General features: G+C 70.5%; 18 protein-coding genes and 1 pseudogene. 8 read left to right on the plus strand and 11 right to left on the minus strand.

From position 1 onward, the window contains the following. Positions 1 to 5: 5 nt before the first annotated feature. Entirely contained in the window at positions 6 to 1,268 is a 1,263-nt protein-coding gene (locus ACIRJP_RS30795; RefSeq protein ID WP_404181077.1) for a beta-ketoacyl-[acyl-carrier-protein] synthase family protein, read from the plus strand. Between the two features lie 241 nt (positions 1,269 to 1,509). Here the strand turns inward: ACIRJP_RS30795 and ACIRJP_RS30800 are convergent, their stop codons facing one another. The 4 genes from ACIRJP_RS30800 to ACIRJP_RS30815 are packed head-to-tail and all read right to left on the minus strand — an operon-like array spanning position 1,510 to position 7,372. Then, positions 1,510 to 2,676: an acyl-CoA dehydrogenase family protein gene (locus ACIRJP_RS30800; RefSeq protein WP_383710676.1), complete on the minus strand. Its 1,167-nt coding sequence runs from the start codon at positions 2,674 to 2,676 to the stop codon at positions 1,510 to 1,512. A gap of 31 nt (positions 2,677 to 2,707) precedes the next feature. Further along, positions 2,708 to 3,649, minus strand: a complete 942-nt coding sequence (locus ACIRJP_RS30805) for a hydroxymethylglutaryl-CoA lyase (protein WP_404181080.1) — start codon at positions 3,647 to 3,649, stop codon at positions 2,708 to 2,710. Continuing rightward, entirely contained in the window at positions 3,646 to 5,742 is a 2,097-nt protein-coding gene (locus tag ACIRJP_RS30810) for an acetyl-CoA carboxylase biotin carboxylase subunit (RefSeq protein ID WP_404181083.1), read from the minus strand. The genes ACIRJP_RS30805 and ACIRJP_RS30810 overlap by 4 nt, the downstream gene beginning before the upstream one ends. Before the next feature lie 7 nt (positions 5,743 to 5,749). Continuing rightward, complete coding sequence (locus tag ACIRJP_RS30815; protein WP_404181086.1) at positions 5,750 to 7,372, minus strand: carboxyl transferase domain-containing protein; 1,623 nt, start codon at positions 7,370 to 7,372, stop codon at positions 5,750 to 5,752. 152 nt (positions 7,373 to 7,524) lie between these two features. Between ACIRJP_RS30815 and ACIRJP_RS30820 the strand changes: the two are divergent. From ACIRJP_RS30820 to ACIRJP_RS30840, 5 genes and pseudogenes are all read left to right on the plus strand, one after another. Continuing rightward, positions 7,525 to 8,013: pseudogene (locus ACIRJP_RS30820) on the plus strand (DUF418 domain-containing protein); the annotation flags it as partial. A 33-nt stretch (positions 8,014 to 8,046) separates the two neighbouring features. Continuing rightward, the gene (locus ACIRJP_RS30825; RefSeq protein ID WP_404181089.1) at positions 8,047 to 8,652 is read left to right on the plus strand and encodes a TetR/AcrR family transcriptional regulator; all 606 of its coding nucleotides are present in this window, start codon (positions 8,047 to 8,049) and stop codon (positions 8,650 to 8,652) included. 195 nt (positions 8,653 to 8,847) lie between these two features. Next, a complete protein-coding gene (locus ACIRJP_RS30830; RefSeq protein WP_404181092.1) occupies positions 8,848 to 10,317 on the plus strand; it encodes a glycosyltransferase in 1,470 nt (489 codons plus the stop codon). Positions 10,318 to 10,379: 62 nt separating this feature from the next. After that, entirely contained in the window at positions 10,380 to 11,894 is a 1,515-nt protein-coding gene (locus ACIRJP_RS30835; RefSeq protein WP_404181095.1) for a DUF6056 family protein, read from the plus strand. Between the two features lie 75 nt (positions 11,895 to 11,969). Next, positions 11,970 to 12,755 carry a phosphatase gene (locus ACIRJP_RS30840; protein ID WP_383710656.1) on the plus strand — a complete coding sequence of 262 codons (786 nt, stop codon included), beginning with the start codon at positions 11,970 to 11,972 and terminating at the stop codon, positions 12,753 to 12,755. A gap of 52 nt (positions 12,756 to 12,807) precedes the next feature. Here the strand turns inward: ACIRJP_RS30840 and ACIRJP_RS30845 are convergent, their stop codons facing one another. The 7 genes from ACIRJP_RS30845 to ACIRJP_RS30875 form a co-directional block, all read right to left on the minus strand. Next, positions 12,808 to 13,797, minus strand: coding sequence for a cation diffusion facilitator family transporter (locus ACIRJP_RS30845; RefSeq protein WP_404181098.1), 990 nt, complete (start codon positions 13,795 to 13,797; stop codon positions 12,808 to 12,810). Between the two features lie 52 nt (positions 13,798 to 13,849). Beyond that, positions 13,850 to 14,725, minus strand: coding sequence for an acyl-CoA thioesterase II (locus tag ACIRJP_RS30850; protein WP_358943057.1), 876 nt, complete (start codon positions 14,723 to 14,725; stop codon positions 13,850 to 13,852). Positions 14,726 to 14,744: 19 nt separating this feature from the next. Then, the gene (locus tag ACIRJP_RS30855; RefSeq protein WP_351260642.1) at positions 14,745 to 15,902 is read right to left on the minus strand and encodes an acyl-CoA dehydrogenase family protein; all 1,158 of its coding nucleotides are present in this window, start codon (positions 15,900 to 15,902) and stop codon (positions 14,745 to 14,747) included. Positions 15,903 to 16,123: 221 nt separating this feature from the next. Beyond that, positions 16,124 to 16,528 (minus strand): peptidase inhibitor family I36 protein, encoded by a 405-nt coding sequence (locus ACIRJP_RS30860; protein ID WP_404181102.1) that lies wholly within the window; start codon positions 16,526 to 16,528, stop codon positions 16,124 to 16,126. Positions 16,529 to 16,870: 342 nt separating this feature from the next. Beyond that, the gene (locus ACIRJP_RS30865) at positions 16,871 to 18,946 is read right to left on the minus strand and encodes a PA14 domain-containing protein (RefSeq protein ID WP_404181105.1); all 2,076 of its coding nucleotides are present in this window, start codon (positions 18,944 to 18,946) and stop codon (positions 16,871 to 16,873) included. 218 nt (positions 18,947 to 19,164) lie between these two features. Further along, the gene (locus tag ACIRJP_RS30870) at positions 19,165 to 19,386 is read right to left on the minus strand and encodes a DUF397 domain-containing protein (protein ID WP_404181108.1); all 222 of its coding nucleotides are present in this window, start codon (positions 19,384 to 19,386) and stop codon (positions 19,165 to 19,167) included. Then, positions 19,379 to 20,176 (minus strand): helix-turn-helix domain-containing protein, encoded by a 798-nt coding sequence (locus tag ACIRJP_RS30875; RefSeq protein ID WP_404181111.1) that lies wholly within the window; start codon positions 20,174 to 20,176, stop codon positions 19,379 to 19,381. Before ACIRJP_RS30875 ends, ACIRJP_RS30870 begins: the two co-directional genes overlap by 8 nt. A 138-nt stretch (positions 20,177 to 20,314) precedes the next feature. Between ACIRJP_RS30875 and ACIRJP_RS30880 the strand changes: the two genes are divergently transcribed. Together ACIRJP_RS30880 and ACIRJP_RS30885 are read left to right on the plus strand one after the other, a co-directional pair. Continuing rightward, positions 20,315 to 20,644, plus strand: coding sequence for a hypothetical protein (locus ACIRJP_RS30880; protein ID WP_404181126.1), 330 nt, complete (start codon positions 20,315 to 20,317; stop codon positions 20,642 to 20,644). A 131-nt stretch (positions 20,645 to 20,775) separates the two neighbouring features. Further along, positions 20,776 to 21,336, plus strand: coding sequence for an SseB family protein (locus ACIRJP_RS30885; RefSeq protein WP_404181114.1), 561 nt, complete (start codon positions 20,776 to 20,778; stop codon positions 21,334 to 21,336). Positions 21,337 to 21,424: the final 88 nt, after the last annotated feature.

Here is a 21,424-nt window from a genome sequence, read left to right on the forward strand (position 1 = left end):
AGGGCATGCACCGGACTGAAGTCGTCGTGACCGGACTCGGCGCGATCACCCCACTCGGGGCAGACGTGGCGTCCACCTGGGACGCCCTGCTTGCCGGCGAGTCCGGCATCCGCGGCGGCGTCCTGCGCGGCCACGAGGACGTCGGCCTTCCCGACATCGTCGCGGGGACGATGGCGATCGACCCCGCCGAGCTGCTGCTGCCGGTACAGGCCAGGCGGCTCGACCGCTCGCAGCAGGCGGCCCTCGCCGCGGCGGCCGAAGCCTGGGCCGATGCCGGCACCCCGGAGGCGGACCCCGACCGGCTCGCATCGGCGATCGGCACCGGCATCGGTGGCGTACGGACGCTGCTGAAGGAGGACGACGTACTGGAAACGGCCGGGATCCGGCGCGTCTCACCACGCACGGTCCCCATGCTCATGCCCAATGCGGCGGCGGCGCTGATCAGCATCGAATACGGTGCACGGGCCGGGGTCTACACGCCCGTCTCGGCGTGCTCTTCCGGTGCCGAGGCGATCGCCCTTGGGGCCAGGCTCATCCGTTCCGGCGAGGCGGACGTGGTCATCGCGGGCGGGACCGAGGCCGCGATCACTCCGATCACCGTCGCCGGCTTCGCCCAGGCACAAGCGCTGTCGCGGCATACCGCCGAACCTGCGGCGGCGTCCCGGCCGTTCGCTGCGGACCGCAGCGGATTCGTCCTCAGCGAAGGCGCCGCTGTCGTGGTCCTCGAAAGCGCCGAGCACGCCGCCGCCCGAGGGGCCCGCGTCCACGCGGTGCTGGCGGGCGCCGGCATCGCCGCCGACGCTCACCACATCACGGCGCCCGCTGCCGATGGCTCCGGTCAGATCTCGGCCATGCGGAAGGCACTCGCACAAGCCGGTCTGGCTCCCGAGCGGATCAGCCATGTCAACGCCCACGCCACCGGAACTCCGGTCGGCGACGTCGCCGAGGCGCACGCGATCGGGGAGGTCTTCGGCCGCGCCACCGTGACAGCCCCCAAGGCTGCGCTCGGTCATCTCTTCGGCGCCGCCGGCGCGATCGAAGCGCTCATCGCCGTCCTCAGTGTGGAGCACGGCGTCATCCCGCCGACCCGCAACATCACCGCGGCCGGCGTCGGTCCCGACATCGATCTCGATGTCGTCGCAGAGCGGCGAGACGTCCCCCAGGAGGCCGTGCTCAGCAACTCCTTCGGCTTCGGTGGGCAGAACGTCTCACTCATCGTCACCGGCACACGCCACTACGCGTCCCGTACAGCCCCGAACACAGCATGATCCACGCGAACGCACCGTTGTCCGTGGAGGGCCGCTGCCGATCGACCGAGCGTTGCACGTGGTCACACGTGTCGAGGAGATGTGGCGTGCCCACAAGTGATCGGTCACTCGCATCGACCACGAGTTCACCGTCGACGGGATTGTGATCTCGCGCCGTACGGTCACCCGCGGGGCGTGAGGCCGGCGGCGTACGGATGGGGCGGGCCTCCGGAGAGGCCCGCCCCATCGTGTCGGCGCTGCGTCAGGACGGCAGGCCCAGTTCGCGGGCGATCAGCATGCGCTGGACCTCGCTCGTGCCCTCGCCGATCTCAAGGATCTTGGAGTCGCGCCACATCCTGGCCACCGGGTACTCGTTCATGAAGCCGTAGCCGCCGTGGATCTGGGTCGCCTCGCGGGCGTTGTCCACCGCCACCGTCGAGGAGTACAGCTTCGCGATCGCGGCCTCCTTCTTGAAGGGTTCGCCCGCCACCATGCGCGAGGCGGCGTCGCGCCAGCCGACGCGGGCCATGTGGGCGCGCATCTCCATGTCCGCGATCTTGAACTGGATGGCCTGGTTGGCGCCGATCGGGCGGCCGAAGGCGTGGCGCTCGGCGGCGTACTTCACCGACTCGTCGACGCAGCCCTGGGCCAGGCCCGTGGACAGGGCGGAGATGGCGATCCGGCCCTCGTCCAGGATGCGCAGGAACTGGGCGTAGCCCCGGCCCTCCTCGCCCAGCAGGTTGGCCAGCGGGACGCGGACGTCGGAGAAGGACAGCTCGCGGGTGTCCGAGGCGTTCCAGCCGACCTTGGAGTACGGGGCCGCGACCGTGAAGCCGGGGGTGCCGGACGGCACGATGATCGAGGAGATGAGCGGGGCGCCGTTCTCCTTGCGGCCGGTCACCGCCGTCACCGTGACCAGCTCCGTGATGTCCGTACCGGAGTTGGTGATGAAGCACTTGGAGCCGTTGATCACCCACTCGCCGGTGGCCTCGTCGCGCACCGCCGTCGTCCGGGTGCCGCCCGCGTCCGAGCCGCCGTCCGGCTCGGTCAGGCCGAACGCGCCGAGCGCCTCGCCAGAGCAGAGCTTCGGCAGCCACCGCTGCTTCTGCTCCTCGGTGCCGAAGCGGTAGACCGGCATGGCGCCGAGCGAGACCCCGGCCTCCAGGGTGATCGCCACGGAGGAGTCGACCCGGGCCAGTTCCTCCAGGGCGATCCCGAGGGCGAGGTAGTCGCCGCCCATGCCGCCGTACTCCTCGGGGAACGGGAGCCCGAACAGGCCCATGCGCCCCATCTCCCGCACGATCTCGTACGGGAACTCGTGCCGTTCGTAGAAGTCGCCGATCTTCGGCGCGACCACGTCGTGCGCGAACTCCTCGACGGTGCGCCGCAGTTCCTCGTGTTCGGCGGTCAGCCGGTGGTCCAGGGACATGGCAGGGGTCACTCCTTGTGGGAACGGGTGTCTATCGCACCGAGAGCGCGCGGACGGTACGGGACGGGCTGGGTCGGCCCAGTTGTTCGGCGAGCCACACGCTGGTGGCGGTGAGCGCGTCGAGATCGACCCCGGTTTCGATACCGAGGCCCTGGAGCATCCACACGAGGTCCTCGGTGGCGAGGTTTCCGGTCGCGCTCTTCGCGTACGGGCAGCCTCCGAGGCCGCCCGCGGAGGCGTCCACCGTGGTCACCCCGTGCTGGAGCGCGGCGAGGGTGTTGGAGAGGGCCTGGCCGTACGTGTCGTGGAAGTGCACGCCGATGGTGTCGGTGCGTACCCCTTCCTCGTTCAGCTCCGAGAGCAGGGTCAGAACGTGGCCCGGCGTGGCGACGCCGATGGTGTCGCCGAGGGAGAGCTCGTCGCAGCCGAGGTCCATCAGCGCCTTGGCGACCCGGACGACCTGGTGGACGGGGACGGGCCCCTCCCACGGGTCGCCGAAGCACATCGACAGGTAGCCGCGGACGTGCACCTTGTCGGCCTTGGCGCGGGCGACGACCGGCTCGAACATGGCGAGTGACTCGTCGACGGTGCGGTTGAGATTACGGGCGGCGAACGTCTCGGTCGCCGAGCCGAACACCGCGATCCGGCGGGCGCCGAGCGCCAGCGCCCGGTCCAGGCCGCGTTCGTTCGGGACCAGGACCGGCAGCGCGACGCCGTCGATGTCGGCCAGGCGGGGGAACAGATCCTCGGCGTCGGCCAGTTGGGGCACCCACTTGGGATGCACGAAGCTGGTCGCCTCGATGGTGGTCAGGCCCGACGCCGCCAGCCGGTGGATGAACTCCGCCTTCACCGCGGTCGGTACGACGGCCTTCTCGTTCTGCAGCCCGTCGCGGGCACCGACCTCGTGGATGCGGACCCGGGCGGGCAGGTCCTGGGCCGGGACGGTCATGGGCAGTGTGCGGGGCGTGGTCATGCTTCCTCCCCGGGAGCCTCGGAGTATTCCGCGGGGGCCACCACGGCCAGGATCTGGTCCATGGCGACCGTGGCGCCGGCGCTGACGTCCAGTTCGGTCACGGTCCCGGCATGCGGGGCGGAGATGACGTGCTCCATCTTCATGGCCTCCACCACGAGCAGGCTCTGACCGGCCACGACCTCGTCACCGACCGCCACCTTCACGACCGTCACGGTGCCCGGCATGGGCGCGGCGAGGGTGTCCGCCCCGGAACGGCCCGCGCCGGCCAGCGACGCCTCCACCGGGTCGTGATCCTGTACGTGCCAGCTGTCGCCGTCCCGGCCGAGCCACACCCCGTCCGGGGAGGGGGCGTGGCTGAACGCGTGAGTGACACCGGCGAGTTCGAGGGTGAGGCGGGGGCCGGAGATCTCGACCAGCCTGGCCGTCTCCTTGCCGCCGGGCAGCGGGGCCAGCGGGCCGCAGGCCCCCGTCACGGGCTGCGGCGGCTCGGCGCCCTCCCCGACGTGGCCGAACGTCAGCTCCGTACCGGTCGGACAGGAACGCAGCGAGACCTGCACCGGGTCGTGGCCCGGCAGCCGGAAATCGAGCACCGTGCGGGCCGGGGTGCCGCCGAGCCGCCAGCCGCTCGGTACCGAGAACGGGTCCACCCAGCCGGTGGGGACGTCGGTGGGGGAGGCGGCGCAGTGGTGCAGGAGTGCGGCTGCCGCGTACACCTCCTCGGGGACGCCCTGCGGGACCAGGCCGGACGCCTCGCGCTCCACCAGACCCGTGTCCAGGTCGCCCGCCGCCACCGCCGGGTGGGCGAGCAGCCGGCGCAGGAATCCGGCGTTGGTCGGGACGCCGAGGATGACCGTGTCCGCGAGCGCCGTCCGCAGCCGGCGCAAGGCGGTGGGGCGGTCGGGGCCGTACGCGATGACCTTCGACAGCATCGGGTCGTACAGGCTGCCGACCTCGCCGCCCGTGCCGAGCCCGGAGTCCGTCCGCACGCCGTTGCCCTGCGGCTCGTGCAGCGTGAGGACCGTGCCGCCGGAGGGCAGGAAGCCGCGGGCCGGGTCCTCGGCGCAGATCCGGGCCTCGATGGCGTGGCCGGTGAGTGTGATGTCCTGCTGCTGGTAGGGGAGTTGCTCGCCTGCCGCGACCCTGAGCTGCCACTCCACCAGGTCCAGGCCGGTGACCAGCTCGGTGACCGGGTGCTCGACCTGGAGGCGGGTGTTCATCTCCATGAAGTAGTACGAGGCGGGGTCGTTGCCCGGGACGATGAACTCCACCGTGCCCGCGCCGACGTAGCCGCAGGAGCGCGCCGCCTGGACGGCCGCTTCGCCCATCGCCGCCCGGGTCTCCTCGTCGAGCAGGACGGAGGGCGCCTCCTCGATGATCTTCTGGTGGCGGCGCTGGAGCGAGCACTCGCGCTCGCCGAGGTGGACCACGTTGCCGTGGGTGTCGGCCAGCACCTGGATCTCGATGTGCCGGGGGCGGTCGATCCACCGCTCCACCAGCAGGGTGTCGTCGCCGAACGAGGACCGCGCCTCGCGCCGGGCGGCCGCGATCTCGTCCCCGAGCAGGGTCTCGTCGCGCACCAGCCGCATGCCCTTGCCGCCGCCGCCCGCCGAGGGCTTCAGCAGCACCGGCATCCCGATCCCGCCGGCCGCGTCGACCAGCTGGGCATCGGTGAGCCCGCTCCCGGACGAGCCGGGCACCACCGGAACCCCGGCCGCCGCGACCGTCTCCTTGGCCCGGATCTTGTCGCCCATCAGCGTGATCGCGGAGGCGGGCGGGCCGATGAAGACCAGCCCCGCCTCGGCGCACGCCCGCGCGAAGCCCGCGTTCTCGGCGAGGAATCCGTATCCCGGGTGGACGGCCTGCGCGCCGGTGCGACGGGCCGCGTCCAGCAGCGCGGGCACGCTCAGATAGCTCATCGCGGCCGGGGCGGGCCCGATCCGTACCGCCGTGTCGGCCTCCCGCACGTGCCGGGCATCCGCGTCCGCGTCGCTGAAGACGGCGACCGAGCGGACGCCCAGCTCCCGCAGCGTGCGGATGACACGTACCGCGATCTCGCCGCGGTTGGCGACCAGAACCGTGTCGAACATCGTCATCTGTTCCTCACATCCGGAAGACGCCGAAGCCGGGCGTTGTGTAGTCCCTCTGGGGAAGTGGGGCGTTAGCGCACGCGGTAAGAGCCAGCCCCAGCACCTGCCGGGTCTCCAGCGGGTCGATCACGCCGTCGTCCCAGAGCCTGGCCGTGGCGTAGTAGGCATTGCCCTGGGTCTCGTACTGCTCGCGGATCGGGGCCTTGAAGGCCTCCTCGTCGGCCGTGCTCCAGTCGTCGCCCAGCTGGTCGCGCTTGACCGTCGCGAGGACGGACGCGGCCTGCTCGCCGCCCATGACGGAGATCTTCGCGTTGGGCCACATCCACAGGAAGCGGGGGGAGTAGGCCCGGCCGCACATGGAGTAGTTGCCCGCCCCGTACGAACCGCCGACCACCACGGTCAGCTTCGGGACGCGGGTGCAGGCGACCGCCGTGACCATCTTGGCGCCGTGCTTGGCGATGCCGCCGGCCTCGTAGTCCCGGCCGACCATGAACCCGGAGATGTTCTGCAGGAAGACCAGCGGGATACCGCGCTGGTCGCACAGCTCGATGAAGTGGGCGCCCTTCTGGGCGGACTCGGAGAACAGGATGCCGTTGTTGGCGACGATCCCGACCGGGTGCCCGTGGATCCGGGCGAAGCCGGTGATCAGCGTCGTCCCGTACTCGGCCTTGAACTCGGCGAACCGCGAGCCGTCGACGACCCGGGCGATCACCTCGCGCACGTCGTACGGGGTGCGGGAGTCGACCGGGACGGCGCCGTACAGACCCGCGGGATCGACCTTCGGCTCCTCGACGGGCTGCACGGACCACGGGAGCGCGCCCCGGTCCGGCAGGGTGGCGACGATGTTCCGCACGATCCGCAGCGCGTGCGCGTCGTCCTCGGCGAGATGGTCGGTCACCCCAGACGTACGGGAGTGCACCTCGCCGCCGCCCAGCTCCTCGGCCGTCACGACCTCACCGGTCGCGGCCTTCACCAGCGGCGGGCCGCCCAGGAAGATTGTGCCCTGGTTGCGGACGATCACGGCCTCGTCGCTCATCGCGGGGACGTACGCCCCGCCCGCCGTGCATGAGCCCAGCACCGCCGCGATCTGCGGAATGCCGGCCCCCGACATCCGGGCCTGGTTGTAGAAGATCCGGCCGAAGTGCTCCCGGTCGGGGAAGACCTCGTCCTGCATCGGCAGGAACGCGCCGCCCGAGTCGACGAGATACAGGCAGGGGAGACGGTTCTCCAGCGCCACTTCCTGGGCCCGCAGGTGCTTCTTCACCGTCATCGGGTAGTACGTGCCGCCCTTGACGGTCGCGTCATTGGCGACGATCACGCACTCCCGGCCACTGACCCGGCCGATCCCGGCGATCACCCCGGCCGCCGGGGCGGCGCCCCCGTACAGCCCCTCGGCCGCCAGCGGGGCCAGCTCCAGGAACGGGGAACCCGGGTCGAGCAGGGTGTCCACCCGCTCCCTGGGCAGCAGCTTGCCGCGCGCCACATGCCGGGCGCGGGCCCTCTCACCCCCGCCGAGCCTGGCCGTGGCGAGCCGCTCACGCAACTCGTCGGCGAGCGCGTGATGCGCCGCCTCGTTGGCCTTCCAGGCCTCGGAGGCGGGATCGGCCGCGCTCGCCAGCACCGGTGCCTGCTGCATCGTGTCGAGCCCCCTTGCCCGTACCGCAGTAGTTAGTGACCGTTAACGTCCGACTTCAGGTTAACGAGCGCTAACAGCCTTGTCCAGGGCGGAATGCCCGGGCGGAATAATGGCCCGCGCCGCTCCCTGCCCCGGGGCGGCGACGCTGGCTCGGGGCGGCCGTGCTCGCCGACCGGGTGCGGCTGCGCCGCATCTGCCTGACGGGTCTCGCCGTCGGGGTTCGCGGGGTGGTCCTCTCCGCCGCGGCGCTCGTGGGACCGCTGCCGGAACGCTGGACGCTGCTGGGCCTGGCGGTCGGCATCGTGGCACCCCCGGCGCTCTCGGCCGCGTACGCCACCGGGCTGCTGCTCTGGTTCACCACGAGGGGCGGTGCCGCGACGGCCCGGGTCCTCGCGCCCGCCGGGCGGATGGCGCTGACCAACTATCTGAGCCAGTCGCTCGTCATGGCCCTGGTCTTCTCCGGCTACGGGCTCGGCCTGTACGGGCGTACGGCCGCCGCCGCGGCGGCGGCTGGCGGGGCGCTGGTGCTGTACGCCTGCCGGCTCGCCCTGAGCGGGTGGCTGACGCGCCGGTACCGGCTCGGTCCGGTGGAGCGGCTGCTGCGGGCCGTGACGCTGTGGGCGCGGCCCGGCAGGAGTTAACGTTCGCTAACCCGACTGTCTAGAATCGAATCCATGACCACGAGGACGGACGCCCCCACCCGCCGCGAGCAGATCCTCAAGGAGGCCGCCCGCCTCTTTGCCGAGCGCGGTTTCCACGGCGTCGGTGTCGACGAGATAGGTGCCGCCGTCGGAATCAGCGGTCCCGGGCTCTATCGCCACTTCCCCGGCAAGGACGCGATGCTCGCCGAGCTGCTGGTCGGCATCAGTGAGCGGCTGCTGGCGGGCGGGCGGCTGCGCGTGTCGCAGGACGCGGCGTGCGAGGACGGATCCCCGCGGGCCCTGCTCGACGCGCTCATCGAGGGGCACATCGACTTCGCCCTCGACGACCGCCCCCTGATCACCCTCCACGACCGCGAGCTGGACCGGCTCCGGGACGCCGACCGCAAGCGGGTCCGTCAGCTCCAGCGGCAGTACGTCGAGGTGTGGGTGGAGGTGGTCCGCGAGATGTACCAGGACCTGCCCGAGCACGAGGCCCGCGCCGCCGTCCACGCCGTCTTCGGCCTGCTGAACTCGACCCCGCACCTGGGCCGGCCCGGCGCCCAGCCGGACCGCGCGGACACGGCGGCACTGCTGCACCGACTGGCCCGCGGGGCGTTCGAGGCGGCGGCCCGCGCGTAGGGCGGGTCGGCGGGTGTCCGGCGGGTGGGTCCGCGTTTCCCGCCCGGCCTTGAACATATGAATTAATGCGAAAAGGGAGAGGTGTCTCCTCGTATTCCCTTTCATTTTCCTCGATGAGCGCCGTCGGACGCAGTTCCGCGGGGTCCGCAGGCTTATGGTTTGAGCTGTCTCATACGCGCCTGATGAGGAATTTGAATGAAAACATGTCAGGTTTCGATCGTTGTCCCCTGTTTCAATGAGGACGAGATCATCGAGGTATTCCACCGTGCGTTGATCTCCTCCCTCGAACCGACTCGGCGGACCTTCGAGATCTGTTATGTCGACGATGGCAGCAGCGACCGGACCAGGCTCCGGATCGGTTCGCTCGCCACTGCGGACCGGAGGGTCCGCTACACCTCCTTCAGTCGCAACTTCGGCAAGGAGGCCGCCATGCTCGCGGGACTGCGCATGTCCCGCGGTGACGCCGTCGTCCTCATGGACGCCGACCTCCAGCACCCGCCCGAACTGCTGCCCCGCATGCTGGAGCTGCGGCAGCGCGGCTACGACCAGGTCGTCGCGCGGCGCGACCGCGCGGGAGAAGGCGCCCTGCGCACCTTTCTCAGCGCCCTCTACTACCGGGCCGTCGGCCGGTGCATGGACGTCGAGGTCGTCGACGGCGAGGGCGACTTCAGACTGCTGTCACGCACCGCCGTGGACGCCGTGCTCGCGATGCCCGAGACCAACCGGTTCTCCAAGGGGATCTTCTCCTGGATCGGCTTCGACACCGTCGGTTTCACCTACCCGAACGTCCAGCGCGCGGCGGGAAGTTCGAAGTGGGGCGGCAGACGCCTGCTCAACTACGGGATCGACGGGCTGGTCTCCTTCAACAGTCATCCGCTGCGCCTGGCCATCCACATCGGCCTCGCGCTCGCGCTGGCGGCACTGGGATACGCCGTGTGGACCATCGTCGGCGTCGTGCTCCACGGTGTCGTCGTACCCGGCTACACCACCCTGCTGACCGCTGTCGTGGCGCTCGGCGGAATCCAGCTCGCCACGCTCGGCGTCATCGGTGAATACGTGGGACGGATCTACTCCGAGTCGAAACGCCGCCCGCACTACCTGGTGCGGGAGACGGACGAATCTCCGCGCGCCCACCTGGTCGATATTCCGGCGGAGTTGCCCCCGGGCCCGTCCGCCCCCGGGGGCGGGAGACCGTCGGCGCGACGCACCGGGGCGACCGCGCTCGGGGCACCGACAAGGCGCACCCTGCGCCAGTTCATCGAATTCGGATTGATCGGAATCATCAATACGGCGGTATACCTGGCGGTATACGCCTCGCTGAACGTGTGGATTCCCTATCTGGCCGCACATGTCATCGGATACTCGGTCAGCGTCGTGGGATCATTCCTGCTCAACTCCTGCATCACCTGCCACACGAGGCCGACCTGGCACGCCTTCGTCCGGTATCCCCTGTCGAGCGTCGTCAATCTCGTACTCACCGGAATTCTGCTCTACCTCGGCGTGAGCAGTCTGGGCATGGACAAGAACATCGCCGCCGTGGCCGCAGGGATCCTCGCCACTCCCTTTTCGTTCCTGCTCGCCCGCTGGGCCATCGACTCCGGTGCCGCCCTCGCCCGGCAGGACTGCGGCCCGGCCGGGAGCAGTACCGGACACACCACACCGTGAACCCACCGCCTGAACCTTCTGGCGCGCAGGAGGCGAGCAACGCACGAAGGGCACCAGCGCACATGACCACGGACACGCCGAAATCCGCCGGCACACAGGCGGAGGGCGAGAAATCCCCCCGGACGGAACCTGGTCCGGGACCCGCGAGGCGGTGGGCGGCGATCGGGACATCGGGCCTCGCACTGCTGCCGCTCGCCCTGCTCGGCGCGGCTTTCTGGATCGGCAGGCTGGTCCGCCCGGGAGGGGACGACTGGTGCTTCCTCCCGGTCGTCCGGGACGAGGGCGCCGCTGGGATGATCGGGAAGTTCTTCCTCCACGACAACGGACGCATCGCCAACGCGTTGCTCGTCATCGGGTACGGAGCCTTCGGCGTCCCAGGTCACCAATGGTTCGCCCTGGTCAGCGGGGTGCTCATGCTGGGCATCCTCTGGGCGCTGGTCGCCTCCGCGCTCAGGAGGGCCGGGCTGACCACGCCACGTGGGCTGGCGCTGCTGGTCGGCGCGACGACGGCGGCACTCCTCTTCTTCGCGACGCCCAACCCGTACAAGGCGTTCTACTGGCCCGCCTCCTCCGTCTCGCACACCGTCGCACCGGTGCTGGCCTGTGCCGCCGTGATCCCGCTGCTGCGGGCACGGACGCGGCGGGGACGCGACTTCGCGCTGGGCGTCGCGTACCTGGCGGGGATGTTCATCGGCACCCTGTCGGAGGAGACGGCGATCGTCGCGGTCGTCGTGCTCGCCGCCGCCCTGCTGACGAGCCGGTGGGCCCTTCCCGGGGCCGGCCGGACCCGTACGCGCGTCTGGTGCGTGGTCGCCTTCGCCGGGGTCGCCGTCGGGGTGGCCATCCTGTACCTGTCGCCCGGCGCACGCTTCCGGCGCGGACGGTTCGGCGCCGACAGCACCTCCATGTTCGGCCCTGAGGCGCTGACCGCGGCGCTGCGGGCGTTCGCACACGTCCTGGCGACGGTCTTCACGACGTGGCAGTACCTGGGAGCGGTCGCCGTCGGCGTGCTGCTGGGCCTGCTGGTGCGCGGAGGCGAGCGAGGAACGGATGTGCCGGACGGGTCCCTTCGCCGCAGGCCCCTCCTCCTGGTTCTCGTCGGATTCCTCGCCTTCCTGGTCTCCGGCTACCTCTGCATCGTCGTCGCCCTCCCCGCCTTCGGGGCGGGCGCGGGGACCGCGTCGCGCATCTGGGGCGACTTCCTCCTGCTGTACGTGCTGCTCCTGGTCGGCGTCGGCGCCCTGCTGGGCCCGTGGCTGCGGGCCCGCCGATGGGGGATCCGTACGGCGACGGCGGGCGTCGCCGCCGTCATGTGCGCCGCGAGCTGCGTCGGCCTCGCCGTCCCACTGCTCCGGCTGGAACGGCAGATGGACGTGCGTGCCCAGCGGTGGGACCGTCAGGACCGCGCCCTGCGGGAGGGGGCGGCGCGCGGCGCCCGGGTGCTCCCGTACACGCCGGTGTCGGTCAGCGGGATGCTGGAGCCCTTCGGTGACCACGGCCGACGGGCGTGGCCGGCAAAGTGCGTCGCCCAGTACTACCACCTGGAGAAGATCACGCACTCGACCCGGCTGCCCTGACCGGCGGCCACGTTCGATCCGTCCGTCGGGCAAGACATCCGGCACACTGCGCACACCTGACGGCACAATGGGTTCATGCCGATACCCAGCCGTGCCGCTCTCGTCGAACATCTCGTCCGTACGCGTATCGCCGGAGACGTCGCCACACCGCGCGACAACAACCTCTCCCACTACCGCAAGCTCGCCAACGGCGACCGCCACTACTGGCTCGGCCTGGAGCTCGGTGACCGGTGGCGCGACGAGCAGGACGTACTGGCGGTGATGGCCGAGCGCTGTGGGGTCAGCGACGATCCGGAGCACCGGTTCGGGCAGGACACCATCGACCCGGAGCTGACCGTCGACGCCCTGGAGCGGATGGCGGCGCGGCTGCGGAAGGCGGCGGCGGGGGCGGAGCGGGTGCTGTTCGCGACCGGCCATCCGGGCGGGCTCCTCGATGTGCACCGGCAGACCGCGGACGCGCTGCGGGCCGCCGGATGCGAGATCGTACGGATCCCCTCGGGGCTGATCGCCGACGAGGGCATGGTGTTCCAGTTCGCGGACGTCGCCGTGCAGGAGCGCGGCGCGACCCTCTGGCACACCCACTCGCCCGCCCCGATGGCCGCCATCCTGGACGGCCTGGAGCGCGAGGGCCGCCCGCTGCCGGACCTGGTCGTCGCCGACCACGGCTGGGCGGGTTGCGCGGCGCAGCGCGGTCTCGACGCGATCGGATACGCGGACTGCAACGACCCGGCACTCTTCCTCGGCGAGGCGGAGGGGACGCTCCAGGTGGCCGTCCCGCTGGACGACCACGTGCTGGACCCGCGGTTCTACGACCCGATGACGGAGTATCTGCTGGACGCGGCGGGGCTGACGAGGGGCTGACGAGGGGCTGACGAGGGGGCAGGGGGGCCGGCCCGGTAACGTCCCGGCCCGGTCAGACCGGCCCGGTACCCGTCCCGCCCGCCCCACGCCCCCGCTGTCTCAGGCCCGGTGTCGGGTCCAGGTACACGCGGCGGATCGACGGATAGCGCTCGCGCAGCTGCTCCTCGGCCTCCTCGCACGCCCACTCGATCTGGTCGGCGGTCGAAGCGTCCCGGAAGTCGACCTTCGCGGCGATCAGGATCTCGGTCGGGCCCTGGATGAGCGTGGTGAGTTCCAGCACGTCGATGATGTGCGGGACGGAGAGCAGTTCCTCGCGGATGCCGGCGCGCACCCGCTCCGGCACCGGGCGCCCGATCAGCAGCTGGGCGTTGGACCGGCCCAGCACCCAGGCGACGTACACCAGCAGCAGGCCGATCAGGACCGACGCGATGCCGTCCCAGACCCCGGAGCCGGTCAGCTGGCCGCCGAGCAGGCCGCCCGCGGCGAGCAGCAGACCCGCCAGCGCCGCGGAGTCCTCCATCACCACGGCCTTGACCGCGGTGTCGGCGGTGAGGCGGAAGTAGCGCCTGAGGCGCATCCGCAGCCGGGCGGCTTCCCTGCGGACCTGGCGGAGCCCGACGCGCAGCGAGAAGGCCTCCAGCACGAAGGCCACCCCGAGCACGATGTACGAGACGAGCGGATCGCCGGGCTTTCCGCCCTCCGTGAGGGCGTGGATGCCGTCGTAGACCGAGAAGACCGCACCGCCGACGAACGTGGCCACGGAGGCGAGCATCGCCCAGATGTAGCGCTCGGGGCCGTAGCCCAGCGGGTGTTCCTCGTCCGCGGGCTTGTCGCTGCGTTTCAGCGCGGTGAGCAGCAGCAGTTCGGTGACCGTGTCGGCGACCGAGTGCGCCGCCTCGGAGAGCATCGCGCTCGATCCGCTGATCACCCCGGCGACGGCCTTGGCCACGGCGATGCCGAGATTGGCGGCTGCCGCGACGACGACCGTGAACGTGGACTCCCCACCGCCGGACTTCGTACCACTTGTGGTCTCGTCGCTCATGGTGGGGAGTATGTCCGAATCGGCGGGGCATGGCCCGCAGGTGCCGGACGCGTCAGTCCCGGGGTACGCGGACCACGCCCTCCTGGATGACGGTGATCGCCAGCCGGCCGTCCTGGGTGTAGATCCGGGCCTGGCCGAGCCCGCGCCCGCCGGACGCGGACGGTGACTCCTGGTCGTACAGCAGCCATTCGTCGGCCCGGAACGGCCGGTGGAACCACATCGCGTGGTCCAGGCTCGCGCCGACCACGTCGCCGACCGCCCAGCCCCCGCGCCCATGGGCGAGGAGCACCGAGTCGAGCAGCGTCATGTCGGAGACGTACGTGGCCATGCAGACATGGAGCAGCGGGTCGTCCGCGAGTTTCCCGTTGGTGCGGAACCACACCTGGGAGCGGGGCTCGCGCGGTTCGCCGACGGTGCCGAAGGGCGGCTCGTCCACGTACCGCAGGTCGACCGCGGCCCGCGCCTCGATCAGCCGGTCCACGACCCCCGGCCCGCTGAATCGGTCCGCGTACCGGGGCAGCATCTGCGCCGCCGTGGGCAGCGTCTCCGGGTCCGGGGCGGGCGGCATGGCCGCCTGGTGCTCCAGGCCCTCCTCGTACGTCTGGAAAGAGGCCGAGAGGTGGAAGATCGGCTGGCCGTGCTGGACGGCGACGACCCGGCGGGTGGTGAAGGAGCGGCCGTCGCGGATGCGGTCGACGCTGTAGACGATCGGCGCGCCCGGGTCGCCCATCCGGAGGAAGTAGGAATGCAGGGAGTGGGCGGTCCGGTCGGCGGGGACGGTGCGGCCCGCGGCGACCAGGGCCTGGGCCGCGACCTGGCCGCCGAAGACCCGGGGGACGACCGCCGAACGGCTCGTACCCCGGAAGATGTCCCGCTCGATCTGCTCCAGGTCGAGCAGATCGAGCAGGGAGTCGAGTGCTGCGCTCATGGAAGGAACGTAGCCGCTCTCACAGGCCCATGGACTTGGCGATGATCGACTTCATGACCTCGTTGGTGCCGCCGTAGATGCGGTTGACCCGGTTGTCCGCGTACAGGCGGGCGATCGGGTACTCGTTCATGTAGCCGTAGCCGCCGTGCAACTGGAGGCAGCGGTCGATGACGCGGTGTGCGACCTCGGTGCAGAACAGCTTCGCGGACGCGGCCTCGGCGGCGGTCAGCTCACCGGCGTCGAGGGCTTCCAGGGCGCGGTCGGCGACGGCCTCGGCGGCGTCCACCTCGGCCTGGCAGGCGGCCAGCTCGAACTTGGTGTTCTGGAAGGACGCGACGGTCTTGCCGAAGACGGTGCGCTCCTGCACGTACTCCTGCGCGAACCGGACCGCGGCCCTGGCCTGCGCGTACGCGCCGTAGGCGATGCCCCAGCGCTCGGACGGCAGGTTCTGGCCGAGGTAGTAGAAGCCCTTGTTCTCCTCGCCGAGCAGGTCCTCGACGGGCACCTTCACGTCGGCGAAGGCCAGCTCGGCGGTGTCGGACGTCCGCAGGCCGAGCTTGTCGAGCTTGCGGCCCAGGGAGTAGCCCTCGGACTTGGTGTCGACGGCGAACAGGGAGATGCCGAAGCGGCGGTCCTCGGCGGTCGGCGCCGAGGTACGGGCGCAGACGATGACGCGGTCGGCGTGGACGCCGCCCGTGATGAAGGTCTTGGAGCCGTTGAGCACGTAGTGCGTGCCGTCTTCGGAGAGCTTGGCGGTGGTCTTCATGCCCGCGAGGTCGGAACCGGTGCCCGGCTCGGTCATCGCGAGGGCCCACATCTCCTCGGCGGAGACGAACTTCGGCAGGTAGCGCTTCTTCTGCTCGTCGTTGGCGAGCATCTTGATGTACGGCAGGGCGAGCAGGACGTGCACGCCGGAGCCGCCGAAGTTGACGCCCGCGCGGGCGGTCTCCTCGTACTGGATGGCCTCGAACTTGTGGGTCTCCAGGCCGGCGCCGCCGAACTCCTCGGGCACGTTGATGCCGAACAGGCCGAGGTCGGCGAGCTTGGTGTAGAGCTCGCGCGGCACGATGCCCTGCTGGAACCACTCGTCGTAGTGGGGGACGACCTCAGCCTCGATGAAGGCGCGTATGGTCTCCCGGAACGCCTCGTGGTCCTCGTTGAATACCGTACGGCGCACGGGGTGCCTCCTAGATCAGCTTCGGTCGGCGTCGGCCCGGCCGGCGGCCTGGCTAAGCGCTTGCTCAGATACATTCAAAAGTTACCCGGCAGTCATGGAAGCTGTCCAGGGTGATGCGCGGCACGCCCGGACACGGACATCGCCCTGATGCGGACATGCGGAGGTCCTCCCCGGCGGCTGGCCGGGGAGGACCGTCGTGCGTCCTTCTGTGACTGTCGCCGCTACTGCGGCTTGAAGGAGCGGATCTGGTAGTTCCCCTGGAGGTTGCCACCGCTGCCGGCGGGGGTGGAGCCGACCCGGGAGTTGTAGTTGGTCTGGGTGTAGTACTGCACGCGGTGCCCGGTCGCGTTCCACACGGAACGGACGTTCTGGCCCCGCTGGATGAACGAGCAGTTGTCGGCGGTATTCGCCCGCCGCTCGTCGGACCACTGGCAGCGGGTACCACCCCCGTTCCAGTCGCTGTAGATACAGAAGTACCCGGGGCTGCAACTGAACGAAGCCCTGGCGCTCCCGGTGGCGGCGGTCCCGGTGGCAGCGTTCCCCGGAGCCGCGCCCGCGGCGGGCCCGGTGGCCAGCCCCAGGGTGAGGGCGAGGGAGGTGACGGCAAGCGCGCTGAAGCGGTTCAAGACAGAGACCTCTTTTCAGACGGTGCCCAGGGTTCCGTGCCCTGGTCGCCGCCAGCGTGGCACGGCCGTGACCTGCGCAGACAGGCGGAAACGGGGGCGCTCGAAGCCCGCATCGAAGATCGCGGCACGCCTTCGTGCACCGGCGCGAACACCCCGCCCGGCGCGATTGCGCACGGGCGCAGTCGGGCGGACCGACGTCCGTCGTCTGCCAGGGGCGCGTCGAGGTCCCGCCCAGCAGGTGGTCACGGAGCCGGTCGGCGGCGGGTGTGCAGCGGCACGAAACAGGGAGGCGCCCGGTCGGGAACTCCGGCCGGGCGCCTCCATCGCTTCCCCTGGCGGGAGCTAGTCCACCGAGGCGATCGCCGTCTCGCGGGCGGCCGTCTCCGTGCCGTCGGCGAGGGTGGCGGTCACGCGGTAGTACGTGGTCGTGCCCTTGGGCATGGTGGTGTCCGCGTACGACCAGCCGGTGATGTCACCGCGCGTCTGGACGTCGACCTTGTCGAAGACATGGGTCGACGGGTTCCAGCGGTAGACGGCGAAGCCGGTCACCCTGCTGCCGTTGGCGCCCGTGTCGCTGCCCAGCCACCAGCGGACCGAGCCGTACACGTCGCCGTTGAGGTGGCCGAGCGGGTTGTCGCCCACGGCCGGGCCGGCGTCGACGTCGGGGCGCAGGTCGAGCTCGGTGACGTCCTGGACGGGGGCGCCGGTACCGGGGGCGAGCTGGTTGCCGTACTGGTCGACGGCGACGACGCTGTAGCGGACCTGCTCGCCATCGGCGACCGTTCGGTCGAGGTGGTGGGTCTGCGTGAACTCCTGGGGCCTGAGGGTCCAGCCGTCGATGAGCGGCTTGTAGACCCACTCGCCGTCGACGAGGGTGCCGCGCATGATGAGGTAGTGGTCGAGACCGGGCTCGTCACTGGCGTCCCAGCTCAGCGAGACGCCGTTCTCCCGGGCGGTGGCGGTCATGCCCGTCACCGGGGGCGGCGGGGTGCTGTTCCCTGCGACGGCGACCGGCATCTCGACCGAGGGGGTGCCCCAGTTCCCCGCGCCGTCCGCAGCCACGACCAAGTAGTAGTACGTGGCGCCCGGCGGCGGGGCCGCGTCCGTGAAGGACGTGCCCTGGATGCCCTTGGCGACCTCCACGACCGTGCGCCCGCTCTCCGTGCGCGGCTTGTTGTAGCGCAGGACCGCGTACCCGACGAAGTCCTCGCTGGTGGCCTCCGACTTGTCCCAGGTCAGCGTGACCCCGCGCTCGTCCTCGACCGCCTTCGCGTTGTACGCGGTGTTCACGGGACCCGTCTTGTCCCGCGTGTAGAACGCCGCCGCGCCGGAAGCCGCCGACTCGTTGCCGTGCGTGTCGACCGCCGTGACGACGTAGTAGTACGTGTCCCCGGTCTGCGGCAGCGGCTGCTCGTACCAGGAGTTGCTGAGCGGCTTGTCGCCGTTCAGGCGGTTCGCCGGGGTGAGCGCGACCGGCCCGCCGGTGGTGGAGCGGTACACGTTGTACCCGGCGAGGTCCGCCTCGGTGTTCCCGTACCAGGAGAGGCCGACCTTCTCGGAGAAGTCGGGCTTCCAGGCGTCCTCGACCCCCTTCGGCGCCGCGGGAGCGCTCTTGTCGACGGTGGTGACGGGCTTGTCCGCCGTACCCGCGGACTCGTTGCCCGCCTTGTCGTAGGCGCGGACCTCGTAGTAGTAGACCGCGCCGTTCTTCGGCAGCGTGGTGTCCGTGTACGAGGTGGAGGTCGTCGCGGCCAGTGGCTTGGTGCCGTACGAGGTGCCCTGGAGCCGGCGGTACACGCGGTAGCCCGCGAGGTCCATCTCCTTGTTGGCCGTCCATTTGAAGTTGGCCCGGTACGAGGAGTCGTACGTGAGGGAGGTGCCGGTGGGCACGAGGGGCTTGACCTTGTCGACGGTGGCGGACGTGCGGGGCAGGTAGTCCGCCTTGACGTTCGCGGCGCCCGTCCAGTTGACGAAGTCGAAGCGGAGCGTGTGCGTCCCGGACGGGACGGTGATGTTGACGGTCTTGGTCTGGGTCGTCGAGACGTTCTTCCAGATGTCGACCTTGCGCGTGCCGTCGAGGTAGACGCGCAGGCCGTCGCGGGTCGCGACGGGGATCGAGAAGGGGCCGCCGGAGCCGAAGTCCCGGGTGACCGTCCAGCGCACGCCGAAGTAGTTGCTGGGCAGCCCGGCGGCGGGGGCGCCGGTGCCCCAGTTCTGATCGATCTTCGAATCGCAGTCGGTCTTCTTCGGCGTACCGGAGAAGGTCGTGTTCGCGTAGAACTGCCTTTTGAAGACGGGCGACTTACAGGTCACGGTCGCCGTGGCGGCACCGGCGGCGGACGTGCAGGTGAGCAGGGCTCCGGTCGTCGCGAGGACGGTGGTCGCGGCGAGCGCGGACGCACGAGTGGCTCGGGTCATGCCTTCCTTCGTTCTGGGTCGGGGGGGGGGGGGGGGGGGGGGGGCCACCCCCCCCCCCCCCCCCGCCGGGGGGGGGGGGGGGGTGGGGGGGGGGGGGGGGGGGGGGGTGCGCCCCCCCCCCCCCCCCCCCCCCCCCCCGACCCAGACCTTCGGGAAGGGTGTGGGGTTGTGCGGGCTTCGCGTGTGGCGTCCCTCACACAGGGCCGGGCCGGCCGCCCTCAGCTGAGGAAGGCCCCGCCCTTGACGGAGGTGACGAACGCGGACCAGCCGGCCGTCGGGATCACCAGGGCGGGCCCGTGGGGGTTCTTGGAGTCGCGGATGGGGATGCCTGAGGGGTGGTTGTCCAACACCTCGACGCAGCTGCCTCCCTCGTTCCCGCTGTGGGACGACTTGCGCCAGCCGCTCAGCGATGAAGCAGTCGGGATTGTCTGCTCAGCCATGGTGTTCGTGTTCCTTCGTTGCTGCCCGAATCAGGGCGAGGGACTCTCTCAGCGGCAGTGCGTCGCCTAGCGCGAGATCATAGGCGCCTTGGAGCCGCTCGACGATGTCCGGAGCATCGTGCACCTTGCCGATGCGCAGCCCTTCGGAATAGGCCACAGGGGGCTGATCCTCGAACCACATCAGCGTCAGCATGCTCTGCATGAGTGGGTGAATTCCCATGCCGAACGGCATCACGTGCACACGCACACGCTCGGTCTCGACCAAGTGGACGATGTGTGCGAGCTGGTCCGCCATGATCCTTGAGCTGCCAGCCGGGCGGCGCAGAACAGCTTCGTCCAACAGTGCCCACACTACGGGTGTCACAGGGTCGGAGAGGATCTGCGAGCGCTCAAGTCGTGTGACAACGAGCCTGTCACGCTCCTCCTCGCTCAATGGAGGGAAGCCAACGCGCAGAACAGCACGCGCGTACGCCTCCGTCTGAAGGATGCCGGGGACGAAGGTCAGTGCGAACTCGCGAATCACAGCGGCCTGTCGTTCGAGCTGGAGCGCCGCCTCGAAGTAGTCGGCGACCGCCACGTCATCCTTGCCCGGCAGGAAGCTGCTCAGCACGTTCCCTGTGTTCAGGGCCTTGTCCAGGCGCCGTGCGTCCTCCTTGGACGGGATGCGGCGCCCCGCCTCGATGTGCGAGATGTGCGACCGCGTCATGATCGCCGTGTCGGCGAGCTGCTGCTGCGTCAGGCCTGCCGTCTCGCGCTGCGCCTTCAACCAATCGCCATAGGTATTACTCATGGTCAACTCCCGTGCGACAACGGTTCTGTCACCTCCAACCCCCTGGCGAGCCTAATCCGCCCCGTCTCACTCTGTGAGTGAATCGCTACACAGGGGTGGATTTCGTCGAAGGCCCCTCAACCTCAAGGAGTTGACGTGATCACCCAGATCCCCGGCGCCTCGGCGCGACTGCTTCCGTGGGTCGGCCCGGATGGCAAGCCCTGTTACGTCATCGGTGACGGGACCGGACGCGTATCCCGTATGGCCGACAACATCGAGAGCATGCAGCTCGGCATGGCCGTCGAACTGCTCGACCACGCCGACGACATGCTCGACGACGACCGCGACGTCACTTCGGTGCAGCTCCGTTACCTCCTGGCCTGCATGGTCGAGGCGTTGCGCGACGTGCACCGGATCGCCCGGAGCCGGGGCGATCGGCTCGCTGCCGCAGCCTGTGATGGGAGCAACTCGCCCCAGTCGCAGGACTGAACCGAGCGTGAGGGAACCGACCGCCCCGGCGCCCGGCTGGCCGGGCACCTGGCTGCCCTCGCCGCCCTGCTCACCGCCACCCACGCGGGGAACCCCGAGTGTGGAGCCGCTGAGGCTTGAACCGTGCCTGGTTGGCCGATTCTCTTCGTTGCACCTGGGAAGTGGGCCGTGACAGCATTCGACGCGTGTTCGATATCGGGGATGACGCAGCAGAGCCGTCTGTTCGGTGTTCAAAGATCGCAGATTTGGCCGACCTTCCTGATTCTGAGGTGCGGTCGACACCGGGTGTGGTCCTGGAGTCGGCCCCTGCCGTGACGCTGGAGGGAGCCCGGACAGCGGCGGCTCGGCGTGAGTTTGCTGTGTTGCTGGGTGAATTTCGGCGTACGGCGGTGCTGGTGCCGCTGGATGGTTCGGGGGATCTGTGGTCGGCGGAGCAGGGCGGGGTCCGTTGGATCTGTGCGTTCTCGGACGAGGAGGCGTTGGCCCGGTTTGCGCGGGCTCGGGGGGATGCGGCGCGGGAGTGGGTGTACCGGACGGTGTTGGGTGCGCGGTTGCTGGATGTGATGGTGCCGTTGTTGCCGGGGCCGGCGGGGGTGGCGCTGGATGCGGGCGGTGAGGACGGGGTGTTGTTCCCGCCGGTTGAGGGGATCGTGCCGGATTCGGTGGCGGTGGGTCTCGGGGGTGTGGGGTGAGCGGGGACGGGTCTGGTCTTCGTGTGCCGCCTGAGGCGTTGGCTGCGATTGCGAAGGGGATCGATCTGGCGCATGCCGAGCTGAAGGA

This window comes from Streptomyces sp. NPDC102437, from assembly GCF_044765565.1.
GTDB lineage: Bacteria > Actinomycetota > Actinomycetes > Streptomycetales > Streptomycetaceae > Streptomyces.

Excerpts from the sequence above, each read along its gene's own strand:
- ACIRJP_RS30825 (WP_404181089.1), top strand. The coding sequence starts at position 8,047 with ATGACCACGAGGACGGACGCCCCCACCCGCCGCGAGCAGATCCTCAAG.
- ACIRJP_RS30815 (WP_404181086.1), bottom strand. The coding sequence starts at position 7,372 with ATGCAGCAGGCACCGGTGCTGGCGAGCGCGGCCGATCCCGCCTCCGAG.
- ACIRJP_RS30875 (WP_404181111.1), bottom strand. The coding sequence starts at position 20,176 with ATGAGTAATACCTATGGCGATTGGTTGAAGGCGCAGCGCGAGACGGCA.
- ACIRJP_RS30800 (WP_383710676.1), bottom strand. The coding sequence starts at position 2,676 with ATGTCCCTGGACCACCGGCTGACCGCCGAACACGAGGAACTGCGGCGC.
- ACIRJP_RS30840 (WP_383710656.1), top strand. The coding sequence starts at position 11,970 with ATGCCGATACCCAGCCGTGCCGCTCTCGTCGAACATCTCGTCCGTACG.
- ACIRJP_RS30805 (WP_404181080.1), bottom strand. The coding sequence starts at position 3,649 with ATGACCACGCCCCGCACACTGCCCATGACCGTCCCGGCCCAGGACCTG.
- ACIRJP_RS30865 (WP_404181105.1), bottom strand. The coding sequence starts at position 18,946 with ATGACCCGAGCCACTCGTGCGTCCGCGCTCGCCGCGACCACCGTCCTC.
- ACIRJP_RS30830 (WP_404181092.1), top strand. The coding sequence starts at position 8,848 with ATGAAAACATGTCAGGTTTCGATCGTTGTCCCCTGTTTCAATGAGGAC.
- ACIRJP_RS30795 (WP_404181077.1), top strand. The coding sequence starts at position 6 with ATGCACCGGACTGAAGTCGTCGTGACCGGACTCGGCGCGATCACCCCA.
- ACIRJP_RS30870 (WP_404181108.1), bottom strand. The coding sequence starts at position 19,386 with ATGGCTGAGCAGACAATCCCGACTGCTTCATCGCTGAGCGGCTGGCGC.
- ACIRJP_RS30835 (WP_404181095.1), top strand. The coding sequence starts at position 10,380 with ATGACCACGGACACGCCGAAATCCGCCGGCACACAGGCGGAGGGCGAG.
- ACIRJP_RS30810 (WP_404181083.1), bottom strand. The coding sequence starts at position 5,742 with ATGACGATGTTCGACACGGTTCTGGTCGCCAACCGCGGCGAGATCGCG.
- ACIRJP_RS30845 (WP_404181098.1), bottom strand. The coding sequence starts at position 13,797 with ATGAGCGACGAGACCACAAGTGGTACGAAGTCCGGCGGTGGGGAGTCC.
- ACIRJP_RS30850 (WP_358943057.1), bottom strand. The coding sequence starts at position 14,725 with ATGAGCGCAGCACTCGACTCCCTGCTCGATCTGCTCGACCTGGAGCAG.